Annotated in this window: 17 protein-coding genes and 1 riboswitch; of the genes, 7 read left to right on the top strand and 10 right to left on the bottom strand. The window is 64.8% G+C overall.

Annotation, left to right across the window (positions count from 1 at the left end):
- The first annotated feature begins 86 nt into the window (after positions 1-86).
- From AUR_RS14095 to AUR_RS14080, 4 genes are all read left to right on the top strand, one after another.
- Positions 87-794, top strand: a complete 708-nt coding sequence (locus AUR_RS14095; RefSeq protein ID WP_062095234.1) for a sugar ABC transporter ATP-binding protein — start codon at positions 87-89, stop codon at positions 792-794.
- Complete coding sequence (locus AUR_RS14090; protein WP_062095232.1) at positions 791-2,827, top strand: YhgE/Pip domain-containing protein; 2,037 nt, start codon at positions 791-793, stop codon at positions 2,825-2,827. Before AUR_RS14095 ends, AUR_RS14090 begins: the two co-directional genes overlap by 4 nt.
- On the top strand, positions 2,824-3,519 hold the full coding sequence (locus AUR_RS14085) for a TetR/AcrR family transcriptional regulator (RefSeq protein ID WP_082694604.1): 696 nt from the start codon (positions 2,824-2,826) through the stop codon (positions 3,517-3,519). The genes AUR_RS14090 and AUR_RS14085 overlap by 4 nt, the downstream gene beginning before the upstream one ends.
- 101 nt (positions 3,520-3,620) lie before the next feature.
- Positions 3,621-4,226 carry a proline-rich domain-containing protein gene (locus AUR_RS14080; RefSeq protein ID WP_241650928.1) on the top strand — a complete coding sequence of 202 codons (606 nt, stop codon included), beginning with the start codon at positions 3,621-3,623 and terminating at the stop codon, positions 4,224-4,226.
- A 21-nt stretch (positions 4,227-4,247) separates the two neighbouring features.
- Here the strand turns inward: AUR_RS14080 and AUR_RS14075 are convergent, their stop codons facing one another.
- Entirely contained in the window at positions 4,248-5,162 is a 915-nt protein-coding gene (locus AUR_RS14075) for an EamA family transporter (RefSeq protein WP_062095228.1), read from the bottom strand.
- Positions 5,163-5,234: 72 nt separating this feature from the next.
- On the opposite strand from AUR_RS14075, the gene AUR_RS14070 reads away from it, so the two are divergent.
- Positions 5,235-6,167, top strand: a complete 933-nt coding sequence (locus AUR_RS14070; protein ID WP_062095226.1) for a LysR family transcriptional regulator — start codon at positions 5,235-5,237, stop codon at positions 6,165-6,167.
- Positions 6,168-6,229: 62 nt separating this feature from the next.
- Here AUR_RS14070 and AUR_RS14065 read toward each other — a convergent pair whose 3' ends face one another.
- Both AUR_RS14065 and AUR_RS14060 read right to left on the bottom strand, forming a co-directional pair.
- Positions 6,230-6,754, bottom strand: a complete 525-nt coding sequence (locus tag AUR_RS14065) for a SixA phosphatase family protein (RefSeq protein WP_062095224.1) — start codon at positions 6,752-6,754, stop codon at positions 6,230-6,232.
- A 135-nt stretch (positions 6,755-6,889) separates the two neighbouring features.
- Positions 6,890-7,759: a winged helix-turn-helix domain-containing protein gene (locus AUR_RS14060; RefSeq protein ID WP_021474557.1), complete on the bottom strand. Its 870-nt coding sequence runs from the start codon at positions 7,757-7,759 to the stop codon at positions 6,890-6,892.
- A 776-nt stretch (positions 7,760-8,535) separates the two neighbouring features.
- Positions 8,536-8,689: riboswitch (cyclic di-AMP (ydaO/yuaA leader) on the top strand.
- A 5-nt stretch (positions 8,690-8,694) separates the two neighbouring features.
- Here AUR_RS14060 and AUR_RS14055 point away from each other — a divergent pair.
- A complete protein-coding gene (locus tag AUR_RS14055) occupies positions 8,695-9,534 on the top strand; it encodes an aggregation-promoting factor C-terminal-like domain-containing protein (protein WP_062095222.1) in 840 nt (279 codons plus the stop codon).
- A gap of 96 nt (positions 9,535-9,630) precedes the next feature.
- On the opposite strand, the gene AUR_RS14050 is transcribed toward AUR_RS14055, so the two are convergent.
- From AUR_RS14050 to upp, 4 genes are read right to left on the bottom strand one after another with little or no spacing between them, the layout of a single operon-like run.
- Positions 9,631-11,022, bottom strand: coding sequence for a pyridoxal phosphate-dependent decarboxylase family protein (locus AUR_RS14050; protein WP_062095219.1), 1,392 nt, complete (start codon positions 11,020-11,022; stop codon positions 9,631-9,633).
- A gap of 38 nt (positions 11,023-11,060) precedes the next feature.
- Positions 11,061-11,783: an HAD-IA family hydrolase gene (locus AUR_RS14045; RefSeq protein WP_082694605.1), complete on the bottom strand. Its 723-nt coding sequence runs from the start codon at positions 11,781-11,783 to the stop codon at positions 11,061-11,063.
- Between the two features lie 16 nt (positions 11,784-11,799).
- On the bottom strand, positions 11,800-12,177 hold the full coding sequence (locus AUR_RS14040) for a glyoxalase superfamily protein (RefSeq protein WP_062095217.1): 378 nt from the start codon (positions 12,175-12,177) through the stop codon (positions 11,800-11,802).
- A 47-nt stretch (positions 12,178-12,224) separates the two neighbouring features.
- A complete protein-coding gene (upp, locus tag AUR_RS14035; protein ID WP_021474806.1) occupies positions 12,225-12,860 on the bottom strand; it encodes a uracil phosphoribosyltransferase in 636 nt (211 codons plus the stop codon).
- 22 nt (positions 12,861-12,882) lie between these two features.
- Between upp and AUR_RS14030 the strand changes: the two genes are divergently transcribed.
- The gene (locus tag AUR_RS14030) at positions 12,883-13,395 is read left to right on the top strand and encodes a nucleoside deaminase (RefSeq protein WP_062095215.1); all 513 of its coding nucleotides are present in this window, start codon (positions 12,883-12,885) and stop codon (positions 13,393-13,395) included.
- A gap of 25 nt (positions 13,396-13,420) precedes the next feature.
- On the opposite strand, the gene AUR_RS14025 is transcribed toward AUR_RS14030, so the two are convergent.
- From AUR_RS14025 to AUR_RS14015, 3 genes are read right to left on the bottom strand one after another with little or no spacing between them, the layout of a single operon-like run.
- Positions 13,421-14,449: a glycosyltransferase family 4 protein gene (locus tag AUR_RS14025; RefSeq protein WP_082694606.1), complete on the bottom strand. Its 1,029-nt coding sequence runs from the start codon at positions 14,447-14,449 to the stop codon at positions 13,421-13,423.
- A gap of 9 nt (positions 14,450-14,458) precedes the next feature.
- Positions 14,459-14,857: a 6-pyruvoyl trahydropterin synthase family protein gene (locus tag AUR_RS14020; RefSeq protein WP_062095214.1), complete on the bottom strand. Its 399-nt coding sequence runs from the start codon at positions 14,855-14,857 to the stop codon at positions 14,459-14,461.
- A gap of 3 nt (positions 14,858-14,860) precedes the next feature.
- On the bottom strand, positions 14,861-15,874 hold the full coding sequence (locus AUR_RS14015; protein WP_062095212.1) for a zinc-dependent alcohol dehydrogenase: 1,014 nt from the start codon (positions 15,872-15,874) through the stop codon (positions 14,861-14,863).
- Positions 15,875-15,942: the final 68 nt, after the last annotated feature.

The raw sequence follows: 15,942 nt of genomic DNA, 5'->3' as shown, positions 1-15,942 counted from the left end.
TCCGGTTGTGAGAGCTTGCTATTTGAACTGACCGGTCAGTTTAGTTAGACTCGACTCAGACATCGTTACTCCGAAAGGCCCTGCCCGTGCTGTCTGCACAGCAACTTCACATCAACGGCCGGCGAACCGATCTCCTCCCGCCAACATCCCTCGAAGCCAAGCGCGGCGAACTCCTCCTGGTTTCCGGCCAAGGACAGGAACAACGGACCGCCCTGGCGCTGGCCCTCAGCGGCCGGATGAAGCCGGGCAGCGGGACGCTGAGCTGGGACAACCAGCCAAAAACCAGGAAGATCCGGGCCGCCAGCGCCTTGGTGGACTCCCCCGGCGTCAACGAACCGGAACAGCACCTCAGCGTCCGTGACCTGGTCACCGAGGACCTGGCGCTCATCCCGCGCCGTTACCGCGGCGCATTGCTCAGCAAGCCATGGCTGAAGGTCAACCGGTTCGAGGACATTGCCGGACTCTGGATTGAACAGCTGCCGCCCGGCCGCCGCTTGGAACTACTGACCGCCCTCGCACTGGCTGATCCCGCCGTGGACCTCCTGGTGGTCGACTCACCAGACCGCCATAGTGCCGACCCCGCCGCGTGGTTGCCTCGACTTCAGGCGTTGGCCTCCGACGCCGGGCGGCCGCTCGCCGTCGTCGGGATCGTTTCAGCCCTTCCGGACAACTGGACAGGCCCCGCAGCGGTGATCGGCAACTCGGTCCGGCGCCCGGCCGAACCGGAGGCAGAGCCGACACCCGAAAGCACCGAACCTGTTCCAACCCACCACCTCCAAAGGACTGCACCGTGACTGTTCTGCGGCTCGCCCGCTCCGAACTCAAGCGCATGACCGGCGGGCTCCTGCCCAAGCTGACCATCCTCGCCCTCACCATGGTTCCCCTGCTGTACGGAGCCGTGTACCTCTACGCGAACTGGGATCCGTACGGAAACCTGGACCGGATCGACGCTGCCTTGGTGGTGGAAGACAAGGGCGCCACATCACAGGACGGCGCGGAACTGCAGGCCGGCAAGAAAGTGGCAGACAACCTGGTGGACGGGCACGTCTTCAACTGGAAACAAGTCGCCAACGCCGAGGAGGCGGACGCCGGGGTCAAGACCGGCAAATACGCCTTCGCGTTGCGGATCCCCGAGGACTTCTCCGCGAACCTCGCCTCTCCGGGCAGCTTCGACGCCGCCGATCAGGCCATGCTCCACGTCACCACCAATGACGCGAACAACTACCTCCTCAGCACCATCGTGGACAAACTCACCACCGCGGTGCACTCCACCGTGGCCAAGGAAGTAGGCGAGGAAACAGCCAACCAACTCCTCACGGGCTTCGGCACCATCCACGCCTCCATCGTCAAAGCCGCCGACGGCGCCGGGGAGCTCGCTGTCGGCGTCGGCAAACTCCGTGATGGCGCTGCAACCCTTCACGCCGGCACCACGGAGTTGGCTACCGGCGCCGACCAGCTGGTTGGCGGCCAGACGAAACTCCGTGACGGCGCCAATCAGCTCAACACCGGAGCCGGCCAGCTCAGTTCCGGGCTCAACGAATTGCAGGACAAGACCGCCACGCTGCCGGCCGATTCGCGCAAACTTGCCGACGGGGCCGCCCAAGTAGCCGCCGGAAATGCGCAGCTGAACGCGAAGGTGCAGGACGTCGTCGGGCAGTTGGACGCAGCGGACAAGGGCATGCGAAACCGCGTCGTGGAGGCCAACTCCAAGCTGGTCGCGGCAGGTGTTCTGACGCCGGAACAGGCAGCCAAGGTCCTGGCGGAGTTCGACGCGGCAGCGGCTTCCGGCCCGGTGTCGGACGCCAGGACGAAGATCGCCGATGACGCGGCCAAGATCCAGCAGCTCTCCGACGGCTCAGCCGCAGTGAGTGCCGGGGCCGCGAAACTCGCCGCAGCAACGCCTGCGCTGACGGACGCCATCGGCAAGGCCTCCGCCGGCGCGGACCAGCTCAGCAGCGGTGCATCCACCTTGGCAAGCGGCCAACAGGCCGCGTTGGAGGGAGCCACCAAGCTCGACGGCGGCGCACACCGGCTGGACGACGGCGCCGGACAACTCGCCACCGGAGCAGTGACGGCATCCGATGGCGCCGGCACCCTGGCCTCTGAACTGTCCAAGGGCGCGGGCGACATTCCGAACCCCAATGACGAACAGAAGAGCAACGTTTCCAAGGTGATCGCCGACCCCGTGGCGGTGGACAACATCTCCCAGGCCAAGGCGAGCTCCTATGGCGCGGGCCTGGCACCGTTCTTCCTCACCCTGGCCCTGTGGATCGGCGTGTTCATGCTTGTTCAGGCCATGCGGCCCATCACCCAACGGGCACTGGCATCCAATGCACGCTCATGGAAAATCGCCGTCGGCGGCTGGCTGCCGTTCTTCGCCGTCTCCGTCCTGCAGGCCACCGTCCTGACGCTCGTTGTGGACCTGGGCCTGGGGCTGAACCCGGCACACCCCGTGGGCACGTGGCTGTTCATGCTGGCCGCGGCGATGGCATTCAGCGCGATCATCCAAGGAATCGTGGCCTTCCTGGGTACGCCGGGCAAGTTCGTGGTGCTGATCCTGCTGGTCCTCCAGTTGGTTTCCTCGGGCGGCACGTTCCCTTGGCAAACCACGCCAATGCCGCTGCACGTAGTCCATGAAGTCCTGCCCATGGGTTACGTGGTCACCGGTATGCGGCACCTGATCTACGGTGGCGAACTGACCATGATCTGGCCAACGGTACTGGGCCTGCTTGGCTACACTGTGCTGGGAGCAGTACTGTCCACCCTTGCAGTCCGCAAACATAAGACGTGGACCCTCAAGACGTTGAAGCCGGAGATCGCCGTATGAGCACCCCAGAGGCCGCACGGGCCCGTGCGGCCACCGCTGAGGCTGCCGACGTCCGGGCTGCCGGCGTCCGGGCTGCCGGCGTCACGGGTGCCACCGGAAAGAAGCTGCGTCCCGAGCGCACCAACGCCACCAAGCAGCGCCTGTTCGAGGCCTCGATGGAACTCATCGGCGAGCGCGGAGCAGCCGGCGTGACCGTCGACGAGATTGCGGCCGCAGCCGGAGTCTCCAAGGGAACGGTCTATTACAACTTCGGCAGCAAGTCGGACTTGATCGCCCAGCTCCTGCGCCACGGCGTGGACATCATGCTCGGACGCCTCCAGGCCATCGAAGGGCAGGTCGCGGACCCCTTGGACGCCATGGCGAACATGGTGGAGCAGGCCATGGAGTTCATGGACGACTATCCTTCCTTCGCACGGCTGTGGGTCAGCGAGAACTGGCGCGCTCCCGGTGAGTGGAGCGCGGTGTTTGCCGAACTCCGGGGTGAGTTGCTGGCCGTGATCGGGTCGGTCGTAGACCACGTGGCGGGCGACTATCCCGTTGACCAGAGCATTGCCCGGGGAAGCCTGGAAGCGGCCATCCTCGGTGCCATCTTTGTGGTGGGACTCGACCGGCAAACATACAACCCGGAACGCACCCGCGGGCAAAGCGTGGCCGCCGTGATGACCATCATGCACGGGTACGTGATCAAGTAGCCCTGCCGTTTAGCCCGCAGACACCCCGGTTCCGCTGAACGGTACAGAACTGCAATCTACGACGGCGTGGCGTGGCGGCTTGGTCGGCGATGATTAACCCCATGCGTCACATGGGGAACAGTGGAAAGCTCGCGATCGTAGCTGCTTTCGTCTCCTTGGGGCTCTTGGTGTTGGCCGCAGTGGTCCTTGAAGAAGTGGTTCTTTACCTCTTCCTTGGCGCCGTCCTCACTTGTTATCTGGCCTCACTGGTCCAGGTCTTCAACCGACGCCGCTACCTGGTTGTCCTTCTGGCCGCGGTGGGCACCACGTTGTTTGTCGGATTCGGCATAGCCTTCCTCCGGATGTGGGGGCTGGCATTCAACCAGGATTCCAACGCCATGGGCAGTGCCGTCAGCAGCAAGGACTCGGACATTTACTTCTACCTCGCTGCCGTTGCCGGCGTGGGAACCGTGGCGGTCCTGTTCCTCGGCGCCGTGATGCCGTCATTTGGCTCGCGAACGGCTGCTCCTGCTCCTGCCAAGCGGCCGGCCCCTGTTACCAAGCGGGCACCGGCCCGGCGGAAACCAAGCCCGCCACCGGCCCAGCGAAATCCCACCCCGCGCCCGGCCACCCAAGCCAAGCGCCCCGCTCCCCGCAAGCCAACGACGCCTGCCAAGCGGCCGGCGTCGAACGCTTCCACCCAGCGCAAGCCTGCCACCAAGCGCTAGCTGCGAGGCCCGCCCTGCGCCCTACCGCGGAATCTTGAGGCGTTCACCGGACCTGACAACGGATCGCTTGCGGGGCACACCCGGCACTGCCGTCGCCACGCCGAGGAGCAGGACCAGACCGCCCAGGATCTCGGCGGCGGTCGGGACCTCGCTCAGCACCAGCCAGGCGGCGGTCATCCCCACCACCGGAACCAGCAGCGTGAACGGCACGACGTCGGAACTTGGGTAGAGCGTCAGCAGCCGGTTCCAGATCCCGTAACCAATTAGGGATGCGAAGGCGGCCGTATACACCGCGCTCAGGATGGTTGCCGGTTGCAAGTCAACAATGGTTTCCAGCACCGCCTCCGGACCGTCCACCGCAAGGGACAAAACCACCATCGGCAGGGGAACCACGGCTCCGGACCATACCACCAAGCCCAGGCCGGATGTGGCTTTTGAGTGCCGGGCCACCACGTTTCCAACTGCCCAGGACAAGGCGGCGGCCAGCACGATCATGAGCGGCAGCACCGGGGCCACGGCACTCCGACCCAAAGCCACTACGCCCAAGCCGGCAATGCCCAGGACCACGCCCACCATCTGCCTCCGCGTCGGCCGCTCACCCAGGAACCGTCCGGCAAGCAGGATAGTGAAAAGCACCTGCGCCTGAAGGACAAGCGAAGCCAGCCCCGCCGGCATGCCCAGCGCCATGCCCAGGTACAGCAGCCCGAACTGCCCTGCGCTCATAAAGAGCCCGACGCCGAGAATGGCCTTCCAGCCCACATCAGGTTTGCGGATGAAGAAGATGCAGGGAAACACCACCAACAGGAAACGAAAGGCCACGAACAACAACGGGGGAACGTCCCGGCCGTCGGGGTGCAGGCCGAGGTCAATGGCAACGAAGTTGATGCCCCACAGCACGGCAACGAGCACTGCGAGCACGGAATGACGAAGGTTCACAAGTCCACTCTTACGTTCATTTCAATGAAGCACCAGCGTTGAATTCGGTACGCGACAATGTAGATTTGCTTCATGATCGATATCTCCACGCTCCGGGCCTTGGTTGCGGTCGATCAGCACGGGTCCGTGGTGGCCGCATCAGAGGCGATGGGTTACAGCCCGTCCGCCGTTTCGCAGCAGATCAAGAAACTTGAGAAGCAGGCCGGAGTCGCCGTGCTCGAGCGCAACGGGCGCGGGGTACTCCTCACCGAACGTGGTGTTGCCCTGGCCGGATACGGTCGGCGCATTCTGGGCGAGCTCGAGGAATTGCAGGCAACCCTGCTGGCAGATCCGGAGAAGCCGTCGGGCACACTCCGGCTGGTGGCCTTCTCCACAGCCTGCCGCGGCCTGGTGGGGCCCATGCTGGGACGGATCGCGACTACCGATTCCGAGCTGGAGGTCAGCGTGCTCGCCGAGGACCCGCGCGAGGCCATCCAACGCGTTGCAACCGGCGAAGCCGAGCTCGCGGTAGTCCACAACTGGAACTCAGTGCCACTCGTGATCCCGGAGAACATGGCCCACGAAGACCTGTGCCTCGACCAGGCCGACGTCCTGCTCAACGTCAGCCATCCGCTGGCGGCGAGGACCGCCGTCGAACGCCTTGACCTGTTGGACGAAACGTGGGTGAGCACGCCGGCGGGAGCCATCTGTAACGAGGCCTTGCTGCAGATCTTCGCTGGATTGGGCCGCGTGCCGGATATTCGCGTCTACGATCCCGACTTTTCGACGCACATCGCCATGGTGGAACAGTCGGTGGCCGTGGCGCTGGTCCCCCGGCTGGGCAGGCCGCCGCTTCCGGCAGGGGTTGTTGCCGTCCCGGTAGTGAATCCCGTGCAGCAGCGCGCCGTAGGGATCGTGTACCGCAAGACCATGGCAGCGAGTCCCAACATCCGCCACACGGTTCGCCTTCTCCGGGAGGTGGCCGCCGCTGAAGAACTCCCCGCGGTCCCGACTGACTCGCATTAGTGGTTGCCAAAAGCGCTGGGAACAACCCCTAATGCCAGCCAGTTGAGGTAAGAGGCGGGGGGTTAGTGGCGCGGCACCTTGAAGTGGATCAAACGCGCGTCTTGCCCGTCGAGCTCAGCCCAAGGCTTCTCCGTCTCCAGCACGGTCAAGGCGCTGGTCGGGTAGCGGGTGGCGGCATCCATGTAGGCGTCGTGGTCCGAGTCCCGGGAAGCCAGCCGCATGGCAAGGTCCTGCACGCCCGGCATGTGGGAGATCACCATCAACGTAGTAACTGTGTCCGGTACGTGGTTGATGACCGCGAGCATCTCTGTGGCCGAGGCTGCGTACAGCCCGTTCTCGAGCTTGGGCGTAGGAGCTTTTTCGCCCAGTTCATCGCAGATCCATGTGCACGTCTGGCGCGTCCGGAGGGCCGAGGAACACAGGATGAAGTCAGGGACCACCTTGTGCTTCAACAACCATTTTCCGGCCAACGGGGCTTCGCGGTGCCCGCGTTCCTCGAGGGGGCGTTCATGGTCGGGCACGCCCACGGGCCAGTCCGCCTTGGCGTGGCGCATGATCACAAGCCGTCTCAGGTGGTGGTCGCTCATCCAAATACCTTATAGCCGCGCCAGGCAGATACTCACTGACCAGACAAAACGAAAGGCGGCACATTCCGTCAGCGCAGTGGTTGCTCGAGTGAGCGCAGGCGCAGAGGGATGTGCCGCCTTTCGGCAGTTACAGGATCAGATCGAGTATTCCGGAGCGGCCCAGACGATGACCTCGGGGTGCTCGTAGAAACGGTAGCCCTGGCCGCGGACCGTGCGGACGGTGTTGGCGAGGCGGCCCAGCTTGGAGCGGAGACGACGGATGTGGACGTCGATGGTGCGCTCGTTGGGGACTTCCTCGGCGTTCCGCCACAGGCCTTCGAGGAGCTCGTCACGGCCCACCGTGCGGGTGCCGTTCTCAACGAGGTAGTTGAGGAGTTCGAATTCCTTGAACGTCAGGTTAAGCGATTCGCCGTCGAGGTGGACTTCGCGGCGGGCGAGGTCGATGAGCACGCCGGACGGGCGCGCTTCCTGCTGGGGCGCAGGACGTGCGGCTTCGGTGCGCTGGCGTGCGGCCACGGTGGGGTCACCGAATGTGGAACGTACGACGTCGAGTGCGGACCCGGGTGCGCTGGCGGGAGCAACGGCGACGGCGGCATAGCTTTCCGCGCCGGTCACGAGCGACTGGGCGTAAGCACGGATTTCCTGGGCCAGCTTGGCAATGGAGGTCCCGGCAGCAGCCGCGGTCTCTTCGTCAATACCCATGTAGAGCACGAATCCGCGGGCTACGTTGTCATTGGCCACGGGCCGGAGACGCTCGGACTGGGCCACCACCGGAGTGGGTGCCGTCATGGCTGCGGGCTCGGTAGCGGCAGGCACGGCGCGCAACTGTCCGTAGGAGTTCGGGTTGTAGCCCTGGGGAACGTAGCCCGGAGCCTGCTGGGCAGCAGCCTGGGTACCGGGTGCGTAACCGGGGCGGTTACCGAAACCGGGGCGGAGGCCGGCGTTGGAAGCGGCCTTGTTGGCGTTACGGACGGAGATGTGGACGTATCCGGATGCAACTGACATGGAGTGCTTACCTCAAAAGTGAATAGCCGTCATCGCGGCTTCGAATGCTGGTGTCCCCGCAATGAGTTTGGGGAGGGGCGCCCAACGGTGGGCTAGGGGGCGAATGCCTGAAACTTTTCTGGGGTGGGAAGTTAGGCTTGCATTCGACAACAGCGGGACTCGTCACCAGCGGGTGAGCTGGAGAAGATTGCTGCGGCTGCAGGTGCTGTTGAGTTCTTGTTCACATTGGAAGTGTGCAACGTAACAATGACAACACGCAAGTAACAAAGGGCGGAAACGTCCACATTCTGAGATAAGCGCGAGTATTGTGCCGCAAATCACAATTCAGCGGATTGCAAAAATGAATGCGGTTTTGTTCGGTCAAGGGCAGAAATATTGCGTTCTGGCTGAACTTTCTTCGATCAATGGCGCATGATGCCCCTCTGGATTCCCGCGAGCGCCCGACAAGCGGAATCTCACGATCTGAAACGGATGCTGTCCAATCGAAGTGGACGCCAGACTCGATATTCAGGCTCCCAATCTGCTAAAAGCTCCGAACGCCACCTGCGAACCCCCGCGCAGCCTCAGTGCCCCCGATTGTCGCGGCGCCGTGGCGCATCCTGCCCCGCCCTTCCTTGGGGCACATCCCCACCGCGGCGAATCCGGCAAGGCGACGCACCGGCGTCGTGATCTCTGTTACCTAAATGTGACTTTCGCTTGAACCTCCTGTACCGTCGAACGAGTGGGTCGCCCCAACCTTGGCCCACACCCGGGATGCGCCGAGCTCTGCCACTTCCCGGAGTTCCGTTCTGATTTCGAGGCAGAGACGGGGGACCCAGAGTCTCCGGGCCAGGCATTGCGCCGGCCCTTGGGGTGAAGCCGCAGCTACACGCGCGGCCGGATGACCTCATCCGAACCCGACAGCTAACTCCGCAGGCGCTGAGAGGTAATCACACATGTCTGAATTCAAGGATCAGTCGCGCCATGAGGCGCGTCACCGTGACGAAAACAACGCTCCCCTGACCAAGTCGCAGAATGTCCTGAAGAACGCTGCCCGCCAGGGTAGGACCGGCCACCGCATGTCGGTAGCAGCCGGCGTCGTCGCAGCCGCGCTGGGCGTTGCATCGCTCGGGCAGGCCGCAAACGCCACGTTCAACCTTCCGGAGATGAGCCAGGCAGCACAGACCCAGGCTTCGGTCCAGGTGGACCCGCAGACCCGCGAGAACGCTGCCGCTGAAGCCGCCGCCCAGGCTGAGGCCGCAAAGCGCGCCGCTGCTGAAAAGGCCGCAGCTGCCAAGGCCGCCGCCGAAAAGGCTGCTGCGGAGAAGGCTGCCGCAGAAAAGGCCGCAGCTGACAAGGCCGCCGCCGAGCAGGCTGCTGCTGCCCAGGCAGCAGCAGAGAAGGCTGCAGCCGACGCCGCCGCCAAGGCCGCTGCGGACAAGGCTGCCGCAGAAGCTGCTGCCGCCGCTGCAGCCCCCAAGGCCATTGATGATCCTGCCGCCGCAAAGGCCTACGCTGCCAGCATCCTGGCCAACTACGGCTGGGGTCCGGGTGAAATGACCGCCCTGAACACGCTCTGGGAAAAGGAATCGAACTGGCGCACCACTGCCACCAACGCTTCCAGCGGTGCTTACGGCATTGTCCAGTCGCTGCCGGCCGGCAAGATGGCTTCCGCCGGTGCTGACTGGCAGACCAACTACCAGACCCAGATCAAGTGGGGCCTGAACTACATCAAGGAACGCTACGGTTCGCCGTCCGCAGCCTTGGCATTCCACTTGGCCAACAACTGGTACTAAACCCGGACGTTGCCTGAGAAGCCGCTCCCGTTGCCGCCGCACGCACCAGTACCTACAGGAGCGGATGGCGGAACCGGGGGCGGCGTTGGCGTTTAACTAGGCTTCGGGTTCCTGCTCCACCGCACGCCGGACTGCTTCCACCGACGCCGCCACATCGGCGTCGTCCGTGGACCAGTTGCTGACGGAGATCCGCAGGATGTCCCGGCCCTGCCAGGAAGAACCTGACATCCACACGGCGCCTTCTGCCATGAGCCGCTGGGTGATCCTGCGCGTACGTTCGTCGCTCCCGAAACTCACCGAGACCTGCGTGAACACCACGTCATTGAGCACTTCCACCCCGGGGATCGAGGATAGGCCGTCAGCGAGCGCCCGCGCGTTCTCGGCCAACCGCTCCACCATGTCGATGACACCGTTCCGGCCCAATTGGCGCAGGGCAGCCCACACCGGAATACCGCGGGCGCGGCGGGACATCTCCGGAACTTTCTCGAAAGGGTCCCCCGGCCCGGCATCCGTCGCTATCAGGTAACTCGTATGAACGCTGAAGGCACGCCTCATGGCTTCGGGGCGGGCCACGATTGCCAGGCCGCAATCGTAGGGAACGTTGAGTGTCTTATGGGCATCGGTGGCCCAGGAATCAGCGAGCTCCACACCTGCCAGGCGTTCCCGCAGTTTCGGGCTCGCAGCCGCCCATAAACCAAAGGCGCCGTCCACGTGGACCCACGCACCACGGTCGCGGGCCACTCCGATGGAGTCAGCCATGGGATCGAAGGCGCCCGAGTGCAGGTTGCCGGCCTGGAGGCATAGGATCGCCGGGCCGGGTTGCTCTCCCATGGCGTCATCGAGCGCGTCGGGCAGGATCCGGCCTTCCCTGTCTGCGTCCACGGGAACACATGTCCCCAGGCCCAGATACCTCAAAGCGAGGTCCACCGCAGCGTGCCGCTCCCGCCCCGCGAACACCGTGATCCTCGGCGCCCCGGACAGGCCGAGGCCTTCCAGGTCCCAGCCGGCCTCGTCCATCAGGTGCTGCCTTCCCGCGGCAAGCCCGACGAAGTTGGCGGTAGTGGCCCCCGTGGTGAAGCCGACGTCGGAGGTGGCGGGCAAGTGCAGAAGGTCAAGCAACCAATCGGCCGCAGACTCCTCGATCGCCGCCGCCGCCGGGGTGGCAAAGCGCAGGCCCGCGTTTTGGTCCCACGCGGAGACAAGCCAATCCGCCGCCATGGCAGCCGGCAAGGTGCCGCCCATGACCCAGCCGTAGAAACGTCCGGACTGGATGGCCATCAGTCCCGGTTCGGCCAGTGCAGCCAGCTCATCAACGACGGCGGCGGCATCAGCAGGTTCGTCGGGGAGCCGCGGCAGGATGCTTGCGGCGACCTGGTCGGCGTCGGACTGTGGGCGGACTGGACGGGTGGGCACCGACGCGAGCCAATTGGTGGCGTGCACCATGGCACGCTCCAATGCAGCACCGTATGCCTCCGGCAACGCAGACATGCGCACAGCCTACTCCCGCCCGGCCGGGTGGAACAGGGCTAGAACGTCAGCGTGATGACGTGGCCGCCGTCGTCGTGCCTCACGGTCTCCACGGTCACCGCCGAGTAGTCGGGAATCCGCCACATGCCGGGTTCCAGATCCGCTTGGTGCGCGGCGGCCTGGCCCACAACCACTGTCCGCATCCCGGCGGCCCTTGCTGCGGCAATGCCTGCGGGTGCGTCCTCGAAAACCACGACGTCGGCCGGTTCGGCACCGAGCAAGGCCGCGGCTTTGAGGTATCCCTGCGGATGCGGCTTGCCGCGCGTAACGGCTTCGGCGGTAACCGCCGTCGAAGGCATGGCGAGTCCGGCGGCCTGCATGCGGATATCGGCGAGGATGCGGTCGGCCGAAGTGACCAGTGCGATGGCCTCGTCCGGAAGAGCTTCGAGCAGGGCCTCGGCTCCCGGCAAGGCAATGATGCCGTCTGTGCGGTTGCGTTCCATCTCGCCCAGTTCGGCGGTGAGGGCAACGACGTCGGCATCCGCCGGGGCGTATCGGCGCACCGTGTCGCCGGCCTGGACGCCGTGCGAGGTCCGCAGGATCTCGGTGTAGTCAAGCCCGTAGCGTTCTGCGAACTCCAGCCAGACCTGCTCTACTACGGCCGTCGAATCCACCAGCGTTCCGTCCATGTCGAAGAGGACGGCGCGAACGGTGAGGGTTTGCCGGGAATGTCCCGGACCGGGCTGTGCGGCAGGAAGGATAATGGTTCCATCCTGCCGCACAGTGAGCCTGCGTTGGTTACCCGTTGGGCCGCTGAGGGAGGTACTGCACCGCCCACTTATTGCCGTCGGGGTCGGCGAAGTACACAAAGTGGCCCCAGTCCTGGACGTCGACATCGCTGACGTCCACCCCGTTGGCTTTGAGCTGTTCATGGGCCTTGTTGATGTCCGCCACCACCATCTGAAGGCTCGGAGCGGTGCCTGGGGGTGCGTCCGACAACCCTTCTCCGATGGCGATGGAGCACGTCGAACCCGGAGGAGTGAGCTGGACGAAGCGGACGCCGTCGGAAGGTCGTTCGTCGTAATCGGCGTTGAAACCGACCTTGTTGACGTAGAAATCCTTCGCGCGATCGACGTCGGACACGGGGACAAACACCAGTTCAAGTTTCCAGTCCATGCGCCACAGGCTAGCGGGGCACGACGGAAAGTAATAGGGGTCTATGCCTAGCCGGCGATCCCGTACAGGCGGTCGCCCGCGTCGCCGAGACCAGGAACGATGTACGACTTCTCGTTGAGTTTCTCGTCAATCGAAGCCAGAACAATGTTGACGTTGGCGTCGGCGAGTTCCTCTTCCAGCTTGGCCAGGCCCTCCGGAGCGGCCAGCAGGCAGATGCACGTGACGTCCGAGGCTCCACGCTTGAACAGGAACTTGATGGCCTCGCGCAGGGTGCCGCCGGTTGCGAGCATGGGATCCAGGACGAACACCTGGCGCCCCGTCAGGTCCTCGGGGAGGCGCTCCGCGTAGGTGATGATGTCAAGGGTTTCCTCGTCGCGGGCCATGCCCAGGAACCCGACCTCCGCCGTCGGGACCAGCTTGGTCATGCCTTCGAGCATGCCCAGTCCGGCGCGGAGGATGGGGACAACCAGTGGCGTGGGCTTGGTGAAAGCGGTGCCGATGGTCTTGGTGACCGGGGTTTCAATCTCCACCGGTTGGGTCTTGACCTCGCGGGTGGCCTCGTAGGCCAGGAGGGTCACGAGTTCTTCGGTGAGCTGCCGGAAGACCGGTGAGGGGGTGTTCTTGTCCCGCAGTACGGTGAGCTTGTGAGCGACCAGCGGGTGGTCCACGACGAGTGTGCGCATCCCCCAAAACTATCATTGAGGCATGAGCCCTACCGAGCCGTATCACGCAGATCACTTGGCATGGATGGGCCTTGCCCTGGACGAAGCACGCCTTGCCTTGGAAACCGACGATGTTCCGATCGGGGCTGTCATCCTGGGGCCCGACGGCGGCGTGCTGGGTTCCGGGCGAAACGAACGGGAGGCGCACGGGGACCCGACCGCGCACGCGGAGGTTGTGGCTATCCGGCAGGCGGCCGCCGCACTGCGCCGGCGGGCTGCTGAATCCGGAGCTGACGGCGACGGATGGCGGCTTGAGGATTGCACGCTCGTGGTCACTTTGGAACCGTGTGCAATGTGCGCCGGGGCAATTGTCCTGGCCCGGATTCCGCGGGTCGTATTCGGCGCGTGGGATGAGAAGGCCGGGGCCGTCGGATCGGTGTTCGACATTCTCCGTGAACGCCGCCTGAACCACTGGGTGGAGGTCTACGCGGGTGTGCGCGAGGAAGAATGCTCAGCCTTGCTGAGGGATTTTTTTGCCGCTCACCGGGTGCCCTGAGCCCGGTTCGCCCGCGAGATGGCACTTAATGCCAATCGGAGGCCTCGGGATTGGCATTAACTGTCATCTCGATGGCCTTATAAACGGTCCGGGCGGTAGTCTCCCAGCTCTGAAGCCGCCCACGGGCTGCCAAGGCCGCTTCCCGCCACGTCCGGCGTACCTCCGCGTCAGTGAGCCACGTCCTGAGCGTTTCGGCCAGGACCCCGGGGGCGTCGAGATCCAAGGCAGCGCCTGCACCGCTCCCACCCAACGCTTCCACAGCACCGGTCCCCTGCCTTACCAACACCGGAACTCCATGCGCCAGTGACTCGACAACCACCATGCCGAACGCCTCGGATGTGGAGATCAGCACACTGAGGTCAGCCATGTGCCACTGGTCTTCGAGGGCTTCCCCGCCCAGCTCACCGGTGAAGGTCACCCGGTTTTCCAGTCCGTGATGTTCGACGGCGGCCCGGACGTTTGCTGCGTAGGCCGGGTCCGCATCCGGCGAACCAACCAGCACCGCGTTCCATGGCAGGTCCGTCAATTGGCTGAGCGCTTCGACGAGCATTGTCTGTTGCTTGTTGGGCAGCAACGCTGACACAGCCACGATACGCAGCGGATCCGAGCCGGCCGCGATGATCCCCGGCTCAACTCCAGGCCTTGCAACGGCGATCTCCAGTTCCCCGTGTCTGGTAAGCAGTTCGCTGGCCGCATGCTCGCTGGGGCAGATCACGCCGCTGGCCGCAGCAAGCGCCTTCCCCTCGAGTCGCGGGTGATCAGCCAGCGCAATGTGCGACAGGATCCAGGTGTTGGTTCCCGAAAGGACCGCGGGCGCCACTTCATCAGGCGCCCCGCTCGCAACCAGGCCGTCGGCAATCACTGTTGTGCCGCCGTCGAGCGCTTGCGCGAAACGTTTCCGGTCCGCTTCGCTGCCCACCGGCCAGTCGCCGTCGACGGTTACTGTCTCAACCTGCGCGCCGAGAGCGGTCAGGTGCTGTGCGAGCGCGGCGTTGTACTTGTTGCCGCCGGACCCGTGCCGGACGTTGCCCGGGACGATGAAGCGGATGTCCACGTGCCTGGCCTAGTTGCCCGGAAGCTCCAGCGAATAGCCCGCCCAGGCGTCGGGGTTTTCGCGCAGGACGACGTCGATGCCGGACAGCGCGGGACCGTCGTCGGTGCTCTTGATGCGGGCTGCCATGACGTCCGCGATGTGCTTGGCGAGCGCTTCCGTGGTGGAGAGCTTGCCCTTGAACGCCGGGTGTTCGTCCAGGTTCTTGTAGTTCAGGTCGGCGAGGATTTCCTCGAGGATGCCGCCGGCGGCGCCGATGTCCAGCACGATTGCGTCGTCGTTGAGTTCACGACGGCGGAACGTCACCTCGGCGACGAAGGTGGCCCCATGCAGGCCCTGGGCCGGGCCGAATGCCTCCCGGGGAAGGCTGTGGGCGACCATGAAATGGCGTCGGACGGTCAGGCTGAACATGTCTTATTCCTCCGGCTGTGGGTAGGCGACCACGTGGCAGAAACCACCGGGCCGTTCGAACAACTTAACAAGCGTGCTGGGCAGGTTCTGGAACGTGCACTCACTGGTGATGAACGTGTCGAAGAGCGGGTCCCTCAGCTGGTTCGCTGCTTCGTGCAGGCGTTGGCCGTTGGTCCTCCGGTGCCTCCTTGGGAGGGCTACGGCGCCCACCTGGCTGGAGCGGATGTTGAGCCGACGGGCATGGAAGTCCTCGCCGAGGGGCAGGGTGACTTCCTTGTCGGCGAACCACGAAAGTTCGATCACGTCCGAGTCGTCACCGGCCAGTTGGAGGCTGAGCTTGAGGCCCTCGTTGGAGGCGGAACAGTGGAAGACGATGTCGCAGTCGTCCATGGCTTCAGTTGGGGCTGCGAACCGGATGCCGAGCTTCCGGGCTAGTTCTTCCTTGCCGGGATCGGCGTCCACGAGTTCCAACCGGTCCAGCGGATACTTGCGCAGGAGCGTCGCCAGGACCCCACCCACCAAACCGCCGCCGATGACGGCAACACGATCACCAAGCCGCGGGCCGGCTTCCCAAATAGCGTTGATGGCGACTTCCACAATGCCGGTCAGTACAGCACGCCGTGCCGGGACATCCTCCGGGATGGCAGTGAGCTGGCTGGCGGGAAGGACAAAGTAATCCTGATGCGGGTGGAGTGCAAAGACAGTCTTGCCCAGCCATTCCTCCGGGCCTTGCTCCACGACGCCAACGTTCAAGTAGCCGTATTTCACGGGGCCCGGGAAGTCGCCTTCTTGGTGGGGCGCGTGCATCAGGTCCGCAACCCGCTCCGGAACGCGACCCTCGTGCACCACGCGCTCCGTCCCCCGGCTGACGCCCGAGTACAGCGTTCGGACCAGCGCTTCGCCGTCCTGCGGGGCTTCGATGGCTTCCCTACGGAGTTCCCCGTGGCCCGATTCCGTAACCCAGTAGGCCTGCGCTGTGTCCGGGCGGTGTTCGCCTTGGTCCTGAGAGATCGTCATGATGCTTATGAATCTATCGTTGCTGTGCGCGGGACGGAAGTTGACCCTTGATCCGTCCCAACGGCGAC

Origin of the sequence: Paenarthrobacter ureafaciens (assembly GCF_004028095.1) — a bacterium.
GTDB classification, from domain to species: domain Bacteria; phylum Actinomycetota; class Actinomycetes; order Actinomycetales; family Micrococcaceae; genus Arthrobacter; species Arthrobacter ureafaciens.
Note: the sequence above shows the minus strand (reverse complement) of the source record. Positions and strands in the feature narration are given on the sequence as shown.